The 18,547-nt window shown below is 71.0% G+C and carries 15 protein-coding genes; 14 read left to right on the top strand and 1 reads right to left on the bottom strand.

Features of this window, described 5'->3' with window-relative positions; genetic code table 11:
* Positions 1 to 4 precede the first annotated feature (4 nt).
* The 12 genes from IH25_RS0108410 to IH25_RS0108355 all read left to right on the top strand — a co-directional run bounded on the left by IH25_RS0108410 (position 5) and on the right by IH25_RS0108355 (position 12,514).
* The gene (locus tag IH25_RS0108410) at positions 5 to 1,420 is read left to right on the top strand and encodes a UDP-N-acetylmuramoyl-tripeptide--D-alanyl-D-alanine ligase (protein ID WP_030605499.1); all 1,416 of its coding nucleotides are present in this window, start codon (positions 5 to 7) and stop codon (positions 1,418 to 1,420) included.
* Positions 1,420 to 2,490, top strand: a complete 1,071-nt coding sequence (gene mraY, locus IH25_RS0108405) for a phospho-N-acetylmuramoyl-pentapeptide-transferase (protein ID WP_030605496.1) — start codon at positions 1,420 to 1,422, stop codon at positions 2,488 to 2,490. Before IH25_RS0108410 ends, mraY begins: the two co-directional genes overlap by 1 nt.
* A complete protein-coding gene (gene murD, locus IH25_RS0108400) occupies positions 2,472 to 3,908 on the top strand; it encodes a UDP-N-acetylmuramoyl-L-alanine--D-glutamate ligase (RefSeq protein ID WP_030605494.1) in 1,437 nt (478 codons plus the stop codon). Before mraY ends, murD begins: the two co-directional genes overlap by 19 nt.
* 68 nt (positions 3,909 to 3,976) lie before the next feature.
* Positions 3,977 to 5,338 (top strand): putative lipid II flippase FtsW, encoded by a 1,362-nt coding sequence (gene ftsW / locus IH25_RS0108395; protein WP_030605491.1) that lies wholly within the window; start codon positions 3,977 to 3,979, stop codon positions 5,336 to 5,338.
* 6 nt (positions 5,339 to 5,344) lie between these two features.
* Entirely contained in the window at positions 5,345 to 6,433 is a 1,089-nt protein-coding gene (gene murG / locus IH25_RS0108390) for an undecaprenyldiphospho-muramoylpentapeptide beta-N-acetylglucosaminyltransferase (protein ID WP_030605489.1), read from the top strand.
* A 26-nt stretch (positions 6,434 to 6,459) separates the two neighbouring features.
* Positions 6,460 to 7,251, top strand: coding sequence for a cell division protein FtsQ/DivIB (locus tag IH25_RS0108385; protein ID WP_030605486.1), 792 nt, complete (start codon positions 6,460 to 6,462; stop codon positions 7,249 to 7,251).
* Between the two features lie 279 nt (positions 7,252 to 7,530).
* Entirely contained in the window at positions 7,531 to 8,739 is a 1,209-nt protein-coding gene (gene ftsZ, locus IH25_RS0108380) for a cell division protein FtsZ (protein ID WP_030605485.1), read from the top strand.
* Entirely contained in the window at positions 8,736 to 9,464 is a 729-nt protein-coding gene (gene pgeF, locus IH25_RS0108375; protein ID WP_030605482.1) for a peptidoglycan editing factor PgeF, read from the top strand. Before ftsZ ends, pgeF begins: the two co-directional genes overlap by 4 nt.
* 6 nt (positions 9,465 to 9,470) lie before the next feature.
* A complete protein-coding gene (locus tag IH25_RS0108370) occupies positions 9,471 to 10,190 on the top strand; it encodes a YggS family pyridoxal phosphate-dependent enzyme (protein ID WP_030605479.1) in 720 nt (239 codons plus the stop codon).
* A gap of 128 nt (positions 10,191 to 10,318) precedes the next feature.
* Positions 10,319 to 10,960, top strand: coding sequence for a cell division protein SepF (locus tag IH25_RS0108365; protein ID WP_030605477.1), 642 nt, complete (start codon positions 10,319 to 10,321; stop codon positions 10,958 to 10,960).
* A 59-nt stretch (positions 10,961 to 11,019) separates the two neighbouring features.
* On the top strand, positions 11,020 to 11,310 hold the full coding sequence (locus IH25_RS0108360; protein WP_030605475.1) for a YggT family protein: 291 nt from the start codon (positions 11,020 to 11,022) through the stop codon (positions 11,308 to 11,310).
* A gap of 52 nt (positions 11,311 to 11,362) precedes the next feature.
* The gene (locus IH25_RS0108355) at positions 11,363 to 12,514 is read left to right on the top strand and encodes a DivIVA domain-containing protein (protein WP_030605473.1); all 1,152 of its coding nucleotides are present in this window, start codon (positions 11,363 to 11,365) and stop codon (positions 12,512 to 12,514) included.
* A 461-nt stretch (positions 12,515 to 12,975) separates the two neighbouring features.
* Here the strand turns inward: IH25_RS0108355 and ileS are convergent, their stop codons facing one another.
* The gene (ileS, locus tag IH25_RS0108345; protein ID WP_030605470.1) at positions 12,976 to 16,119 is read right to left on the bottom strand and encodes an isoleucine--tRNA ligase; all 3,144 of its coding nucleotides are present in this window, start codon (positions 16,117 to 16,119) and stop codon (positions 12,976 to 12,978) included.
* A 603-nt stretch (positions 16,120 to 16,722) separates the two neighbouring features.
* Between ileS and IH25_RS0108340 the strand changes: the two genes are divergently transcribed.
* Together IH25_RS0108340 and lspA are read left to right on the top strand one after the other, a co-directional pair.
* The gene (locus IH25_RS0108340; protein ID WP_030605468.1) at positions 16,723 to 17,769 is read left to right on the top strand and encodes a TraR/DksA family transcriptional regulator; all 1,047 of its coding nucleotides are present in this window, start codon (positions 16,723 to 16,725) and stop codon (positions 17,767 to 17,769) included.
* Between the two features lie 59 nt (positions 17,770 to 17,828).
* Positions 17,829 to 18,482: a signal peptidase II gene (gene lspA / locus IH25_RS0108335; RefSeq protein ID WP_030605465.1), complete on the top strand. Its 654-nt coding sequence runs from the start codon at positions 17,829 to 17,831 to the stop codon at positions 18,480 to 18,482.
* The last annotated feature ends 65 nt before the right edge of the window (positions 18,483 to 18,547 follow it).

Below are 18,547 nucleotides of genomic sequence, written 5' to 3'. Positions count from 1 at the left end.
ACTTGTGATCGCCCTCTCCCTCGCCGAGATCGCAGCAGTCGTCGGCGGGCAGACGCACGACATACCGGATCCGTCCGTGCAGGTCACGGGACCGGTCGTCCGGGACTCCCGGGAGGTGGTGCCCGGCAGCCTGTTCGCCGCCTTCGTCGGCGAGCGCGTGGACGGCCACGACTACGCCCGGCAGGTCGTCGAGGCCGGCGCGGTCGCCGTGCTGGCCGCCCGGCCGGTCGGCGTCCCCGCCATCGTGGTGGACGACGTCCAGACCGCCCTCGGCGCCCTCGCCCGGCACGTCGTGGGCCGGCTCGGCACGACCCTCGTGGCGCTGACCGGCTCGGCCGGCAAGACCAGCACCAAGGACCTGATCGCCCAGGTCCTCGGGCGCAAGGCGCCGACGGTGTTCACGCCCGGCTCGCTCAACAACGAGATCGGGCTGCCGCTGACCGCCCTGACCGCCACCGAGGAGACCAGGTTCCTCGTGCTGGAGATGGGCGCCCGCGGCATCGGGCACATCCGCTACCTCACCGGTCTCACCCCGCCGAGGATCGGCCTGGTGCTCAACGTCGGCTCCGCGCACATCGGCGAGTTCGGCGGGCGCGAGCAGATCGCCCAGGCCAAGGGCGAGCTGGTGGAGGCGCTGCCCCCGGCGAGCGAGGGCGGCGTGGCGATCCTCAACGCCGACGACCCGCTGGTGAAGGCCATGGCCTCCCGTACCCAGGCGAAGGTGGTCCTTTTCGGAGAGTCGGCCGAAGCGGACGTACGCGCCGAGAACGTACGACTCACGGACAGCGGACAGCCCGCGTTCAGGCTTCACACACCCTCCGGTGCAAGCGATGTGACGATGCGCCTGTACGGTGAGCACCACGTGTCGAACGCGCTCGCCGCGGCCGCCGTCGCCCATGAGCTGGGCATGTCCGCGGAAGAGATCGCCCTCGCGCTCTCCGAGGCGGGCTCCCTCTCCCGGTGGCGCATGGAGGTCACCGAGCGCCCGGACGGCGTGACCATCGTCAACGACGCCTACAACGCCAACCCCGAGTCCATGCGGGCCGCCCTCAGGGCGCTCGCGGCCATGGGCAAGGGGCGGCGCACGTGGGCGGTGCTCGGCAAGATGGCCGAGCTGGGGGACGAGGCGCTCGCCGAGCACGACGCCGTCGGACGGCTCGCCGTCCGGCTCAACGTCAGCAAGCTCGTCGCCGTCGGGGGGATTGAGGCCTCCTGGCTGCAATTGGGCGCATATAACGAGGGTTCGTGGGGTGAGGAGTCGGTGCACGTGTCCGACGCACAGGCGGCGGTCGACCTGTTGCGCAGCGAGTTGCGCCCGGGGGACGTCGTGCTCGTGAAGGCGTCCCGGTCGGTGGGGCTGGAGAGCGTCGCCCAGGCGCTCACCGAGGCCGGTGCCGAGGGTGAGGTCGCCGCCCGATGATGAAGCAGATCCTGTTCTCGGGAGTCATTGGCCTCTTCCTGACGCTGGTCGGCACCCCGCTGCTGATCAAGCTGCTGGCCCGCAAGGGCTACGGCCAGTACATCCGTGACGACGGCCCGCGCGAGCACGCCAGCAAGCGCGGTACGCCGACCATGGGCGGTATCGCCTTCATCCTGGCGACCATCGCCGCGTACTTCCTGAGCAAGCTCATCACCGGCTACGCGCCGACCTACTCCGGTCTGCTGGTCCTCGGCCTGATGTTCGGCATGGGCCTGGTCGGCTTCCTCGACGACTACATCAAGATCGTCAAGCGGCGTTCGCTGGGTCTGCGGGCCAAGGCGAAGATGGCCGGCCAGCTGATCGTGGGCATCGCCTTCGCCGTGCTGTCGCTCCAGTTCTCCGACTCCCGCGGCAACACCCCGGCCTCCACGAAGCTGTCGTTCATCACCGACTTCGGCTGGTCGATCGGCCCGGTGCTGTTCGTCGTCTGGGCGCTGTTCATGATCCTCGCGATGTCGAACGGCGTGAACCTCACCGACGGTCTGGACGGTCTGGCCACCGGCGCCTCCGTGCTCGTCTTCGGCGCCTACACCTTCATCGGCGTCTGGCAGTTCCAGGAGTCCTGCGCCAACGCGCAGACCCTGACCAACCCCGGCGCCTGCTACGAGGTGCGCGACCCGCTCGACCTCGCGGTGGTCGCCTCGGCGCTGATGGGCGCCTGCCTCGGCTTCCTGTGGTGGAACACCTCGCCGGCGAAGATCTTCATGGGCGACACCGGCTCGCTCGCCCTCGGCGGTGTCCTCACCGGCCTGGCCATCCTCTCCCGCACGGAGCTGCTGGTGGCCATCATGGGCGGCCTGTTCGTCCTCATCACCATGTCGGTCGTCATCCAGGTCGGCTCCTTCCGGCTCACCGGCAAGCGCGTCTTCCGGATGGCGCCACTCCAGCACCACTTCGAACTCAAGGGCTGGTCCGAGGTCCTGGTGGTGGTCCGCTTCTGGATCATCCAAGGCATCTGTGTGATCGTCGGACTGGGCCTCTTCTACGCGGGATGGGCAGCGGACAAGTGACCTCCACCTCGGGGCTCTTCGACTTCCAGGGCAAGCACGTCACCGTCGCCGGCCTCGGCGTCTCCGGCGTCCCGGCGGCCAAGGCGCTGCACGCGCGCGGCGCGGTCGTCACGGTCGTCAACGACGGCGACGACGCACGCGCGCGGGAACAGGCGGCGGAACTGGAGGCGCTCGGCATCACCGTGCGCCTCGGTGACGGCTCCACCCTGCCGGAGGGCACCGAGCTGGTCGTCACCGCGCCCGGCTGGCAGCCCGGCAAGCCGCTGTTCCGCGCCGCCGAGCAGGCCGGTGTGCCGGTCTGGGGCGACGTGGAGCTGGCCTGGCGGCTGCGCGGCCCGGACGCGGCCCCCTGGCTGGCCGTCACGGGCACCAACGGCAAGACCACCACCGTGCAGATGCTCGCCTCCATCCTGAAGGCGGCGGGCCTGCGCACGGCCGCCGTCGGCAACATCGGCGTCTCCCTGCTGGACGCGGTCCTCGGCGAGGAGGAGTACGACGTGCTCGCCGTGGAGCTCTCCAGCTACCAGCTGCACTGGGCGCCCTCGCTGCGCGCCCACTCGGCCGCCGTCCTCAACCTCGCGCCGGACCACCTGGACTGGCACGGCTCCATGGAGGCGTACGCGCGCGACAAGGGCCGTATCTACGAGGGCAACAAGGTCGCCTGCGTCTACAACGTCGCCGACCCGGCCACCGAGGACCTGGTGCGCGAGGCCGACGTCGAGGAGGGCTGCCGGGCGATCGGGTTCACCCTCGGCGCCCCCGGGCCGTCCCAACTCGGCGTCGTGGACGGCATCCTGGTCGACCGCGCCTTCGTCGAGAACCGGCAGAAGAACGCGCAGGAGCTGGCCGAGGTCTCCGACGTCCACCCGCCGGCCCCGCACAACATCGCCAACGCCCTCGCGGCGGCGGCCCTCGCCCGCGCCTTCGGGGTGCCCGCCGGCGCCGTACGCGACGGTCTGCGGGCCTTCCGCCCGGACGCCCACCGCATCGCGCACGTCGCCGACCTCGACGGGGTCGCGTACGTGGACGACTCCAAGGCCACCAACACCCATGCCGCGGAAGCCTCGTTGGCGGCATATGAGTCGATCGTATGGATTGCGGGCGGACTGGCGAAGGGCGCCACCTTCGACGAACTGGTCGCCACGTCGGCGAAGCGGCTCCGGGGCGCGGTGCTGATCGGTGCCGATCGGGCCCTGATCCGCGACGCCCTCGCGCGACACGCCCCGGAAGTACCCGTGGTCGACCTCGACCGGACCGACACTGGGGCGATGCTCCAGGCGGTGGCGGAGGCCAAGCGGCTGGCCCGGCCCGGCGACACGGTGCTGCTGGCCCCGGCCTGCGCCTCCATGGACATGTTCACCAACTACAACCAGCGCGGCGACGCGTTCGCGGCGGCGGTCCGCGAACTCGGCGCCTGAACCCGGCCGCCTGCCGGGCGGATCTTGGGAGGGACGCGTGGGACGGTCGACGTTCAGCGGAGGCACCGATGCCCGGTAGCCGCACCGGCCGGCCGCCCGTACAGCGGGCGTCGCGCCGTCCGGCCGTCCCCCGCACCCCGCACGAGAACCCCGTACAGCGGCTCTACACCCGCGCGCGCAAGGCCTGGGACCGGCCGCTGACCGCCTACTACCTGATCCTCGGTGGCAGCGTGCTGATCACCGTGCTGGGCCTGGTGATGGTCTACTCGGCCTCCCAGATCACCGCGCTCCAACTGTCGCTGCCCGGGTCGTACTTCTTCCGCAAGCAGTTCCTCGCCGCGCTCATCGGCGGGGCACTGCTGTTCGCCGCCTCCCGCATGCCGGTGAAACTGCACCGGGCGCTGGCCTACCCGATCCTCGCCGCCGCCGTCTTCCTGATGGCCCTGGTGCAGGTGCCGGGGATAGGGATGTCGGTCAACGGCAACCAGAACTGGATCTCCCTCGGCGGCTCCTTCCAGATCCAGCCCAGCGAGTTCGGCAAGCTCGCCCTGGTGCTGTGGGGCGCCGACCTGATCGCCCGCAAGCAGGAGAGAAGGCTGCTGGCCCAGTGGAAGCACATGCTGGTGCCGCTGGTCCCGGTCACCTTCCTGCTGCTCGGACTGATCATGCTGGGCGGCGACATGGGCACCGCGATCATTCTCACGGCGATCCTCTTCGGCCTGCTGTGGCTCGCGGGCGCCCCGACCCGGCTGTTCGCCGGGGTACTGTCGGTGGCCGGCCTGATCGGGGTGCTCCTGATCAAGACCAGCGACAACCGGATGGCCCGGCTCGCCTGCATCGGCGCCACCGAGCCCAAGAGCGGGGTCGCCGACTGCTGGCAGGCCGTGCACGGGATCTACGCGCTCGCCTCCGGGGGGTTCTTCGGCTCCGGACTCGGTGCGAGTGTGGAAAAATGGGGCCAACTCCCCGAAGCCCACACCGACTTCATCTTCGCCGTCACCGGTGAGGAACTGGGCCTGGCGGGGACGCTGTCGGTGCTCGCCCTGTTCGCGGCTCTAGGCTATGCGGGTATCCGCGTGGCCGGACGCACGGAGGACCCCTTCGTGAGGTACGCCGCGGGAGGCGTGACCACCTGGATCACCGCCCAGGCGGTGATCAACATCGGTGCGGTGCTCGGCCTGCTGCCGATCGCCGGTGTCCCGCTCCCGCTGTTCTCCTACGGAGGGTCCGCCCTGCTGCCGACCATGTTCGCCATCGGGCTGCTGATCGCCTTCGCGCGCGACGAGCCCGCTGCGCGGGCAGCGCTTGCGATGCGGCAACCCCGCTTTGGTAGAAAGCGGGCGGGAGGCTCCGGTGCCGAGCGGGGGCCTCGGAGATGGAACACGATGCGACGGCGTGCCTCGGCGGCGCGTTCGTCCGGAGAGCGGTGAATTTCGGTGCATGTCGTACTCGCCGGTGGGGGGACCGCCGGCCACATCGAGCCCGCGCTCGCCCTCGCGGACGCCCTGCGCAGGCAGGACCCGACCGTGGGAATCACGGCCCTGGGCACGGAGCGCGGCCTGGAGACCCGGCTCGTCCCGGAGCGCGGCTATGAACTGGCGCTGATCCCCGCGGTGCCGCTGCCCCGCAAGCCCACCCCCGAGCTGATCACCGTCCCGGGCCGGCTGCGCGGCACGATCAAGGCCGCGGAGCAGATCCTGGAGCGCACCAAGGCGGACGTCGTGGTCGGCTTCGGCGGCTATGTCGCGCTGCCCGGCTATCTGGCCGCCAAGCGCCTCGGGGTGCCCATCGTGATCCACGAGGCCAACGCCCGCCCCGGCCTGGCCAACAAGATCGGCTCGCGCTACGCGGCCCGGGTCGCCGTCTCCACCCCGGACAGCAAGCTGCGTGACGCCCGCTACATCGGCATCCCGCTGCGCCGCTCCATCGCCACGCTGGACCGCGCCGCCGTCCGCCCCGAGGCCCGCCACCGCTTCGGCCTCGACCCGAACCTGCCCACGCTGCTCGTCTCCGGCGGCTCCCAGGGCGCCCGGCGGCTGAACGAGGTGACGCAGCGGGTCGCCCCCTGGCTCCAGCAGGCCGGCATCCAGATCCTGCACGCGGTCGGCCCGAAGAACGAACTGCCGCAGGTGCAGCAGATGCCGGGAATGCCGCCCTACATCCCGGTAAGTTACCTGGACCGGATGGACCTCGCGTACGCCGCGGCCGACATGATGCTCTGCCGCGCGGGCGCGATGACCGTCGCCGAGCTCTCCGCCGTGGGCCTGCCGGCCGCGTACGTCCCGCTGCCCATCGGCAACGGCGAACAGCGGCTGAACGCCCAGCCGGTGGTCAAGGCCGGCGGCGGACTCCTGGTCGACGACGCGGAACTGACGCCGGAGTGGGTGCAGCAGAACGTGCTGCCCGTGCTGGCCGATCCGCACCGGCTGTACGAGATGTCCCGCTCGGCAAGCGAGTTCGGCCGCCGGGACGCCGACGAGCTGCTCGTCGGCATGGTGTACGAGGCGATCGCCTCGCGCCGTTAGGACCGTATGACGAAAGGGCAGTGACGGTGGCCGGACCGACAACCGCCGAGCGCGGGGAACGCCAGCAGGGGTCGTCCGGTCCGCCGCCCGCCCGCGGCGCCGGACGGCGTCTTCGTACGATCGTCATCCTGGCCGTGGCCGTCGTCCTCCTTGGGGCCGGTGGCGCCTGGGTGTTGTACGGCTCGCAGTGGCTGCGGGTGCGGCACGTCTCGGTGTCGGGCACGCTCGTGCTGACCCCCGAGGAGGTCCGCGAGGCGGCGGACGTCCCCGTCGGGGCGCCGATGGCGTCCGTCGGCACGGAGGCCATCGAGGCCCGGCTCCGCCGGAAACTGCCCCGCATCGACACCGTGGACGTGGTGCGTTCCTGGCCCCGGGGCATCGCCCTGAACGTGAGCGAACGCACTCCGGTCCTGCTGATCCGAAAAGGCGGGAACTTCATCGAAGTCGATGACGAAGGTGTCCGTTTCGCTACGGTTTCGCAGGCTCCGAAAGGCGTTCCGAGCCTGGAATTGTCCACCTCCGGCAAGGGGTCCGGAGCCGCGAGCCTGCGGCGCTTCGGCACCGGCCGGCTGGTGCGCGCGGCCGTCCGGGTCGCCGGCGACCTGCCCGCCCCCGTGGCGCGCGCCGCCCGGACCGTCCAGGTGCGCTCCTACGACGCCATCTCGGTCGAGTTGGGCGACGGCCGCACGGTGGTGTGGGGCAGCGACGAGCAGGGCCGTGCCAAGGCACGGGCCCTCACGGCTCTCATGAAAGCATCCCCGGGCGCACGGCACTTCGACGTCACCGTTCCCACCGCCCCTGCGTCATCGGTGAGTTGACGCACATCAGCGCAGGCCAACCCCCTGGTTGGGCACCGCTACGGCTGATCACATAGGGTGAAAAGAAAAACGGGAGGTTCGGCGTGTTCGTTGAACGGGCGCCACTTGTCGACTTAGTGTCCTGTTCGGAAGACTCCAGGGAACAGACACACTGGTAACCCTAAACTTCAAGGTTAGGGTTCGGGTCGGCGCTACGGACCGTCCCATTCGGCATCCGTCGTCCCGGCGCGGGGCACCGCCCGGCGGCGACAACGTAATTCGAGGCGAGAGGCCTTCGACGTGGCAGCACCGCAGAACTACCTCGCAGTCATCAAGGTCATCGGTGTCGGCGGCGGTGGTGTCAATGCCATCAACCGGATGATCGAGGTCGGTCTCAAGGGCGTCGAGTTCATCGCCATCAACACCGACGCACAGGCGCTGTTGATGAGCGACGCCGACGTCAAGCTCGACGTCGGCCGCGAACTCACCCGCGGACTCGGCGCCGGAGCCAACCCGGCCGTCGGCCGCAAGGCCGCCGAGGACCACCGCGAGGAGATCGAGGAGGTCCTCAAGGGGGCCGACATGGTCTTCGTGACGGCCGGTGAAGGCGGCGGCACCGGCACCGGCGGGGCGCCCGTCGTGGCCAACATCGCGCGCTCGCTCGGCGCCCTGACCATCGGCGTGGTCACGCGCCCGTTCACCTTCGAGGGACGGCGCCGCGCGAACCAGGCCGAGGACGGCATCGCCGAACTGCGCGAAGAGGTCGACACCCTCATCGTCATCCCGAACGACCGGCTGCTGTCCATCTCGGACCGCCAGGTCTCGGTCCTGGACGCCTTCAAGTCCGCGGACCAGGTCCTGCTCTCCGGTGTTCAGGGCATCACCGACCTCATCACCACCCCCGGCCTGATCAACCTGGACTTCGCCGACGTGAAGTCGGTCATGTCCGAGGCCGGTTCGGCCCTCATGGGCATCGGCTCGGCCCGCGGCGACGACCGCGCGGTGGCCGCGGCCGAGATGGCGATCTCCTCGCCGCTGCTGGAGGCGTCCATCGACGGCGCCCGGGGCGTCCTGCTCTCCATCTCCGGCGGCTCCGACCTCGGCCTGTTCGAGATCAACGAGGCCGCCCAGCTCGTCAGCGAGGCCGCCCACCCCGAGGCCAACATCATCTTCGGCGCGGTCATCGACGACGCCCTCGGCGACGAGGTGCGGGTCACCGTGATCGCGGCCGGCTTCGACGGCGGCCAGCCGCCGGCCCGCCGCGACAACGTCCTCGGCTCGGCCTCCGGTTCGGCCCCCGCCCGCCGCGAGGAGCCCGCCCCGGCCCGGCCGAGCGAGCCCAGCCGCCCGTCCTTCGGCTCGCTGGGCAGCGTCAAGCCCAAGGAGGAGCCGGAGCCCGAGCCCGAGCCGGTGCCGGACATCCCGGTCGCCCCGCCGGTGCCTCCGGCGCCCCGGACCTACTCGGACAGCGCGGCCGAGGAGCTGGACGTCCCGGACTTCCTCAAGTGATAGGACAGCGCGAGAGCGTGAGCGGCGCGCACTTCGCCTTCACCGACCGGTGGGGCGGGGTGAGCGCCGCTCCGTATGAGGAGCTGAACCTCGGCGGCGCGGTCGGCGACGCACCCGAGGCCGTGCGCGCCAACCGCGAACTGGCGGCGAAGTCGCTCGGCCTAGACCCGGACCTGGTGGTGTGGATGAACCAGGTGCACGGCGCCGACGTCGCCGTGGTCGACGAGCCGTGGGGCGAGGGCCCGGTGCCGGAGGCCGACGCGGTCGTCACCGCCCGGCGCGGACTGGCCCTGGCCGTCCTGACCGCCGACTGCGTGCCGGTGCTGCTGGCCGATCCCGTCGCCAAGGTCGTCGCCGCGGCCCACGCGGGCCGGCCCGGCATGGTCAAGGGCGTCGTCCCCGCCGCCGTACGGGCCATGGCCGAACTCGGCGCCGAGCCGGGCCGGATCGTCGCTCGCACCGGACCGGCCGTGTGCGGCCGGTGCTACGAGGTGCCGGAGGCGATGCGCGCCGAGGTGGCCGCCGTCGAGCCGGCGGCGCACGCCGAGACCGGCTGGGGCACGCCGGCGGTCGACGTGAGCGCCGGGGTGCACGCGCAGCTCGACCGGCTCGGGGTGTGCGACCGGGCGCGAACGCCGGTGTGCACGCTGGAGTCACAGGATCACTTCTCGTACCGCCGCGACCGCACCACCGGGCGGCTCGCCGGCTATGTCTGGCTGGACTGATAGGGCATGACGGACCGTAAGACCGAACTCGCCGCGAATCTGGCGAAGGTGGAGGAGCGCCTCACCGCCGCGTGTGCGGCGGCGGGGCGCGCGCGGGAGGAGGTGACCCTGATCGTGGTCACCAAGACCCACCCGGCGAGCGATGTGCGGATCCTGTCGGAGCTCGGCGTGCGCCATGTCGCCGAGAACCGCGACCAGGAGGCGGCCCCGAAGGCCGCCGCCTGTGCGGATCTGTCCCTGAAGTGGCACTTTGTCGGTCAGTTGCAGACCAACAAGGTGCGCTCCGTGGTCGGTTACGCCGATGTCGTGCAGTCGGTCGACCGCGCGCGGCTCGTCACCGCGCTGTCGAAGGAGGCGGTCCGGGCGCAGCGCGAGGTGGGCTGTCTGCTCCAGGTCGCGCTCGACGCCGGGGCGAGCGGCCGGGGCGAGCGCGGTGGCGTGGCCCCCGGCGGAATCGAAGAGTTGGCCGATCTCGTCGCCGACGCGCCCGGGCTGCGGCTCGACGGACTGATGACCGTCGCCCCGCTCACCGGGGAGTACGCGGGACGCGAACAGGCGGCGTTCGAGCGGCTCATGGATTTGTCGACCGACCTGCGCCGGGCTCATCCGGCTGCGACCATGGTGTCGGCAGGGATGAGCGCGGACCTCGAACAGGCCGTGGCCGCCGGGGCGACACATGTGCGCATTGGCACCGCGGTACTCGGAGTCCGACCCAGGCTCGGGTAACGTCGCCAAGAAGTCGGACCACAGCAGAAAATATGGTCAATGCCCGTGAAGTTGGGCACAACGACCACGTGGATCGCGGGCACTTGGCAGTCGTCAGCCGATCCACCACAGAGCGGAGGACTCAGAGCATGGCCGGCGCGATGCGCAAGATGGCGGTCTACCTCGGCCTCGTGGAGGACGATGGGTACGACGGCCGTGGATTCGACCCCGACGACGACTTCGAGCCGGAGCTGGACCCGGAGCCCGAGCGGGACCACCGGCGGCACGAACCGTCACATCAGCCGCATGGTGCGCATTCGCCCCAAAGGGACGAAGAGGTACGGATCGTGCAGCCGCCCGCGCCCCGCGAACCGGTTGCCCGCTCGACTTCGCTCGCCGCGGAATCCGGACGTCCGGCGCGCATCGCGCCCGTGGCATCCATCACACAAGAACGTCAGTCCCTGGAGAAGAACGCGCCGGTGATCATGCCCAAGGTTGTGTCGGAACGAGAGCCTTACCGAATCACCACGCTTCACCCGCGGACCTACAACGAAGCCCGTACCATCGGGGAACACTTCCGTGAGGGCACCCCGGTGATCATGAATCTGACTGAGATGGACGACACAGACGCGAAGCGACTTGTCGACTTTGCGGCCGGTTTGGTGTTTGGTCTTCACGGCAGCATCGAACGGGTGACGCAGAAGGTGTTCCTGTTGTCTCCTGCTAACGTCGATGTCACGGCGGAGGACAAGGCCCGCATCGCAGAGGGCGGGTTCTTCAACCAGAGCTGAGACGCAACGCAGGACCGAAGCACGGAAGAGCATGGACAGGGGAGAGGGAACCGCAGGCCATGAGCGTGTTCGCGCAGGTGATCTACATCGCGCTGATGGTGTTCCTCGTCATCCTCATCTTCCGGCTGGTCATGGACTACGTCTTCCAGTTCGCCCGCTCGTGGCAACCCGGCAAGGCGATGGTGGTCGTTCTGGAGGCCACCTACACTGTCACCGATCCACCGCTGAAGCTTCTGCGGCGGTTCATCCCGCCGCTGCGTCTCGGGGGCGTGGCGCTCGACCTGTCCTTCTTCGTACTGATGATCATCGTCTACATTCTCATCTCCATCGTGCAGGGTTTCGTGAGATGAGGGTGGACGATCCGGTCTTGCCGACTGCCGATGACTACGTTGAGGTGAAGAGATGCCGTTGACCCCCGAGGACGTGCGGAACAAGCAGTTCACGACCGTCCGCCTCCGAGAAGGCTATGACGAGGACGAGGTCGATGCCTTCCTCGACGAGGTCGAAGCCGAACTGACCCGTCTGCTGCGGGAGAACGAGGACCTGCGCGCCAAGCTGGCCGCCGCGACGCGTGCCGCCGCGCAGAACCAGCAGAACGCGCGCAAGCCTCCGGAGCAGGACCAGCAGCAGCAACACCCGCAGCAGCAACACCCCCAGCAGCAGGGCATGCGAGGTCCCGGCCAGCCGGTGCCCGCCGGGATATCGGGCCCGCCGCAGCAGCAGATGGGCGGCCCCATGGGTGGTCCGCCCCAGCTGCCGAGCGGTGCCCCGCAGCTGCCCGCCGGCCCCGGCGGTCAGGGCGGCCCGCAGGGTCCCGGCCCGATGGGCCAGGGTCCGATGGGCCAGGGCCCGATGGGCGGTCAGCCGCCCATGCAGCAGCAGATGGGCGGCCCGATGGGCGGTCCCATGGGTGGCCCCATGGGCGGTCCGATGGGCGGCCCCGGTCAGGGCCCTGGCGGCGACAGCGCCGCCCGTGTCCTCTCGCTGGCCCAGCAGACCGCCGACCAGGCGATCGCCGAGGCCCGTTCCGAGGCCAACAAGATCGTCGGCGAGGCCCGCAGCCGCGCCGAGGGTCTGGAGCGTGACGCCCGTGCCAAGGCCGACGCCCTGGAGCGGGACGCGCAGGAGAAGCACCGCGTGGCCATGGGCTCCCTGGAGTCCGCGCGCGCCACGCTGGAGCGCAAGGTCGAGGACCTGCGCGGCTTCGAGCGCGAGTACCGCACGCGGCTGAAGTCGTACCTGGAGTCGCAGCTGCGTCAGCTGGAGACCCAGGCCGACGACTCGCTGGCCCCGCCGCGCACCCCGGCCGCCGCCTCGCTGCCGCCGTCCCCGTCGCCCTCCATGGCTCCGGCCGGCGCCGGTGCCCCGTCCTACGGCGGCAACCAGTCGATGGGCGGTTCGCAGGCCCCGTCCGGTCCGTCCTACGGCGGCCAGCAGCAGATGACCCCGGCCATGACGCAGCCCATGGCCCCGGTCCGTCCGCAGGGCCCGTCCCCGATGGGCCAGGCTCCCTCGCCGATGCGCGGGTTCCTGATCGACGAGGACGACAACTGAGCACCGGACACGGTGCGTAGGACGCCTTGAGCGTCGGCAGCAGTCAGGGCGCGGCCCCGGGTTCACGATCCGGGGCCGCGCCCTTTTCCCGTTGCGTCTCGCGCGCGCCGCGATCCGGGTACGCCGTCGGCGCCGGGCCGGGCTCCCGTGCGCGGGGCGCGTGGGAGCCTTCCGGGAGCGCGGTGCCGCTCGGTGCACGCGGGCGTACGGCAGCAGGCGACCGGCGCACGGCGCACGCGCCGCACCGGCCGGGCTTCCCCGAGCCGGGGGAGCCGCGATGATCGTTTTCGGGTAGCCTTGCGCGTGCGCCGGGGTGCGTAGCGCAGATGGTCGTCGCGCCTCGATGGCATCTAGGAGGACGCCGGTTCGAATCCGGCCCGCCCCGGCGCACCCAAGTCGTTCTCGAGTGACACCGAAGGCCCGGCCCCCAAGGGGGACCGGGCCTTGAGGCTGTCCGGCGGTTACGCCTTGCGCAGGCGGAACGTCAGCGACAGACCCTCGTCGGTGAACGGCTCGCCGTAGCCGCCGTCGGCCTCGCCCTGGGCGAAGTCGGTCGCGAGGACCTCGTCGGCGATCAGACCGGCGTGCTCGGCAAGGGCCGCGACGACCGCCGGGTCCGTGGAGGTCCAGCGCAGCGCGATCCGGTCGGCGACGTCCAGGCCGCTGTTCTTGCGGGCCTCCTGGATCAGCCGGATCGCGTCCCGGGCCAGGCCCGCCTGCCGCAGCTCCTCGGTGATCTCCAGGTCCAGCGCCACCGTGGCACCGGAGTCGGAGGCCACCGACCAGCCCTCGCGCGGGGTCTCCGTGATGATCACCTCGTCCGGGGCGAGGGTAATGGTCTCACCGTCGACCTCCACGGACGCCGTGCCCTGCCGCAGCGCGAGGGACAGCGCGGCGGCGTCGGCGCCCGCGACGGCCTTCGCCACGTCCTGCACCCGCTTGCCGAACCGCTTGCCCAGCGCCCGGAAGTTGGCCTTGGCGGTCGTGTCGACCAGGCTGCCGCCGACCTCGGACAGCGACGCCAGGGAGGAGACGTTCAGCTCCTCGGTGATCTGCGTGTGCAGCTCCGGGTCCAGGGACTCGAACCCGGTGGCCGCGATCAGCGCCCGGGACAGCGGCTGACGGGTCTTGACGCCCGACTCCGCGCGGGTGGCGCGGCCCAGCTCCACCAGTCGGCGGACGAGCACCATCTGCTGGGACAGCTGCGGGTCGATCGCCGACAGGTCGGCCTCCGGCCAGGTGGCCAGGTGCACGGACTCCGGCGCGCCCGGGGTGACCGGGACGACCAGGTCCTGCCACACCCGCTCGGTGATGAACGGGGTCATCGGTGCCATCAGCCTGGTGACCGTCTCCAGCACCTCGTGCAGCGTGCGCAGCGCGGCCTTGTCGCCCTGCCAGAAGCGGCGGCGGGAACGGCGGACGTACCAGTTGGACAGGTCGTCGACGAACGCGGACAGCAGCTTGCCGGCGCGCTGGGTGTCGTAGGACTCCAGCGCCTGGGTCACCTGGTCGGTCAGCGCGTGCAGTTCGGACAGCAGCCAGCGGTCCAGCACCGGGCGCTCGGCCGGCGCCGGGTCCGCCGCGGACGGCGCCCAACCCGACGTGCGGGCGTACAGCGCCTGGAAGGCGACCGTGTTCCAGTAGGTCAGCAGCGTCTTGCGGACGACCTCCTGGATGGTGTTGTGGCCGACCCGGCGGGCGGCCCACGGGGAGCCGCCGGCCGCCATGAACCAGCGCACCGCGTCGGCGCCGTGCTGGTCCATCAGCGGGATCGGCTGGAGGATGTTGCCCAGGTGCTTGGACATCTTGCGGCCGTCCTCGGCCAGGATGTGGCCGAGGCAGACCACGTTCTCGTACGAGGACTGGTCGAAGACGAGCGTGCCGACGGCCATCATGGTGTAGAACCAGCCGCGGGTCTGGTCGATGGCCTCGGAGATGAACTGGGCCGGGTACCGGCTCTCGAACAGCTCCTTGTTCTTGTACGGGTAGCCCCACTGCGCGAACGGCATCGAACCGGAGTCGTACCAGGCGTCGATCACCTCGGGCACGCGCACCGCTTCGAGGGAGCAGCCCTCGTGCGGGCAGGTGAAGGTGACCTCGTCGATGTACGGGCGGTGCGGGTCGAGGCCGGACTGGTCGGTGCCGGTCAGCTCGGTCAGCTCGGCGCGGGAGCCGACGCAGGTGAGGTGGTCGTCCGCGCAGCGCCAGATCGGCAGCGGGGTGCCCCAGTAGCGGTTGCGGGACAGCGCCCAGTCGATGTTGTTGTTCAGCCAGTCGCCGTAGCGGCCGTGCTTGACCGTCTCCGGGAACCAGTTGGTCTTCTCGTTCTCCTGGACGAGCCGGTCCTTGATCGCCGTCGTGCGGATGTACCAGGAGGGCTGCGCGTAGTAGAGCAGCGCGGTGTGGCAGCGCCAGCAGTGCGGGTAGCTGTGTTCGTACGGCAGGTGCTTGAAGAGGAGGCCGCGCTGCGAGAGGTCCTCGGTGAGCTTTTCGTCCGCCTTCTTGAAGAAGACGCCGCCGACCAGCGGGACGTCCTCGGCGAAGGTGCCGTCCTGCCGGATGGGGTTCACCAGCGGCAGGCCGTAGGCGCGGCAGGTGCGGAGGTCGTCCTCACCGAAGGCCGGGGACTGGTGGACCAGACCCGTGCCGTCCTCGGTGGTGACGTAGTCGGCGTTCACCACGAAGTGCGCCGGCTCCGGGAACTCCACCAGCTCGAAGGGGCGCTGGTACGTCCAGCGCTCCATCTCGGCGCCGGTGAAGGTCTGGCCCGTGCTCTCCCAGCCCTCGCCGAGCGCCTTGGCGAGCAGCGGCTCGGCGACGACGAGCTTCTCCTCGCCGTCGGTCGCGACGACGTAGGTGACCTCCGGGTGCGCGGCGACCGCGGTGTTGGACACCAGCGTCCAGGGGGTCGTCGTCCACACCAGGAGCGAGGCCTGGCCGGCGAGCGGACCGGAGGTGAGCGGGAACCGTACGTACACGGACGGGTCGACGATCGTCTCGTAGCCCTGCGCCAGCTCGTGGTCGGACAGGCCGGTGCCGCAGCGAGGGCACCAGGGGGCGACGCGGTGGTCCTGGACCAGCAGGCCCTTGCCGAAGATCCGCTTCAGCGACCACCACACGGACTCCACGTACTCGGGGTCCATCGTGCGGTAGGCGTCGTCCAGGTCGACCCAGTAGCCCATGCGGGTGGTCAGCTCGCCGAACGCGTCGGTGTGCCGGGTCACGGACTCGCGGCACTTGGCGTTGAACTCGGCGATGCCGTACGCCTCGATGTCCTGCTTGCCGGAGAAGCCCAGCTCCTTCTCGACGGCCAGCTCGACGGGCAGGCCGTGGCAGTCCCAGCCGGCCTTGCGGGCCACGTGGTAGCCGCGCATGGTGCGGAAGCGGGGGAAGACGTCCTTGAAGACGCGCGCCTCGATGTGGTGGGCACCGGGCATGCCGTTGGCGGTGGGCGGGCCCTCGAAGAACACCCACTCCGGGCGGCCCTCGGACTGCTCCAGGCTCTTGGCGAAGATCTTCTGCTCGCGCCAGAAGTCGAGCACTGCGTGCTCAAGAGCGGGCAGGTCGACCTGTGCGGGCACCTGGCGGTACGTCGGCGCTGTCATCTGCGAGCATCCTCCAACGGACTTGCTGCCTTCCGTCGGAGGGACGAGAGCCTTCGATCCTGTGGACGCCGTGTGCGGCGCGCTCCCGCGGTACCACCCTCCTTGGCCCCCGGCACGCCGTACGCGCCGGTGAGCCCCCTCATTGGGCTCGCGAAGCCGGTTCTACTCGCCGTGGCCCTGCGGCTGCGGCTTTCTTCCGGCGGCTCCGGGGTGATCTTCACGTCGCGCTCACCCCCGGGCTCACACCGTCCCCGGGTCGCTCTGGGCTGCGTACGCCGCTACTCGTCCCCATCCACGCTTCTCGCTGCGCCCAGTGTACGGCGCCGCGCGGACAGCGGCGGACCGGTTTTCCCCAGGACCGGGGCGGCCGGCCGGTTTCCGGGCCGGGTGACCCGAATGGCGAGGGGTGCCGGCGCCGGTCCGGGCCGGCCGGGGCGGGCGGATTACCCGGCGGGGAGCTGGGCACAACCGATGCAGGCCCGTGGCTCGGGGGGTGCGGGCGGGCGAATCGGGCGGTGTGCCCCGTTGCCGCGGGACTCAAGTCGATTTATCGTCCCAGCACGATTCGCGAGCAAGATCACAATATGTGAAGGGGCCGCGGCCATGGTGGCGAAGAAGACCGCCGTACAGCAGCCGGCGACCGGGAAGACCGGCGCGCGGTCTGCCGCCGGGAAGGCGGCCCCCGGCAGGACCGCCCCGGACCGGACGGCCGTCACGAAGACGGCTGCGAAGACGGCCACGAAGACGGCTGCGAACACGGCCGTGAAGGACGCGACGGAGCCGGCCGGCGGGACGGGGACGGCGGTCACCGGGAAGACGGCCGTCGGCAGGAAGGCGGCGGACGCCAAGACTCCGGTCGGCAAGAAGGTGCCGGTCGGCAAGGAGAAGCCGAACGGCAGGAAGGCGGCGGCTGGGAAGAAGGCGGTGGGGAAGAAGACAGCGGGTGCGGACGCGGCCGCGAAGAAGTCCGCGGCGACCAAGAAGGGGGCCACGAAGAAGGCGGTCGTCGCGGCGGCGGCCGGGAAGAGCGTCGCCGGGAAGACAGCCGCCCGGAAGACCGCCGTTTCCGAGGAGGCCGCCGCGGGGAAGGCCGCGGTGGAGGCGGCGGCGCACGAGAGCACGGCCAAGAAAGCGGGCGCGGCGCGGGCCGCCAAGCAGACGGGAGCCACGACGGTGGTTGCGAAGAAGACTCCTGGCACGGCCACGGCGGAACAGACCGCCGTTCCCAAGGCGCGGGCGGGCGCGGCGGAGCCCGGCGAACTGGCGGTGCGCCCCGGCGAGGACCCCTGGACCCCGCAGGAGGCCGGTGAGGCGCGCGCGGAGCTCCAGTCCGAGCTGGAGCGGCTGCGGGCGGAGATCAGCTCCTCGGAGGCGTCCCTGGCCGGCCTGATGCGGGACTCCGGGGACGGCGCCGGCGACGACCAGGCCGACACCGGTACCAAGAACATCACGCGCGAGCACGAACTGGCGCTGGCCGCCAACGCGCGCGAGATGCTCACCCAGACCGAGCGCGCCCTGGAACGGCTGGACGCGGGCACCTACGGTCTGTGCGAGAACTGCGGCAATCCCATCGGCAAGGCCCGGATGCAGGCGTTCCCGAGGGCGACGCTGTGCGTGGAGTGCAAGCAGAAGCAGGAACGCCGCTCCTGAGGGCGCCTTGCCGTGCCGTAGTCTCGTGCCCAGTCAGGTACCTAGGCTGAGGGACTCACGTGGCAGAGGCGGAGCGCATCATCGGTACGCCGGACACCCCGGACGACGATCACCAGCAGACGGCGGCGGCCGGCGCGGCCGCCGGCGCCGGGATCGCCGGTGCGTCCGGGGAGGCGGCCACGGACGGCGCGGCCGGGCGGCAGGCTTCGGCGGCGCACAAGCCCGGCCGCGGACGCCGGATCGCCGTGCTGTTCTCGGTGGCCGCCTTCGCGTACGCCCTCGACCTGATCAGCAAGATGCTCGTCGTCGCCCGGCTGGAGGGCCGCGCGCCGATCCGGGTCGTCGGGGACCTGCTGGAACTGCACGTCATCCGCAACCCCGGCGCCGCCTTCAGCTTCGGCGCGGCCTTCACGGTGATCTTCTCGCTGATCGCCGCGATCGTGATCGTGGTGATCATCCGGCTGGCCCGCAAGCTGTACAGCTTCCCCTGGGCGATCGCGCTCGGCCTGCTGCTCGGCGGCGCGCTCGGCAACCTCACCGACCGGATCTTCCGGGCGCCCGGCGTCTTCGAGGGCGCGGTGGTGGACTTCATCGCGCCCAAGGGGTTCGCGGTGTTCAACCTCGCCGACTCGGCGATCGTGTGCGGCGGCATCCTGATCGTGGTGCTGTCCTTCTACGGGCTGGACCCGGACGGCACGGTCCACAAGGACTGAGGCGGGGGCCGGATCCGGGGCGTTGTCCACAGGCTCGTTCGGTGGCCCGCGGCCCGTCCGGCATA

This window comes from Streptomyces achromogenes subsp. achromogenes (genome assembly GCF_000720835.1).
GTDB lineage: Bacteria > Actinomycetota > Actinomycetes > Streptomycetales > Streptomycetaceae > Streptomyces > Streptomyces achromogenes.
Note: the sequence above shows the minus strand (reverse complement) of the source record. Positions and strands in the feature narration are given on the sequence as shown.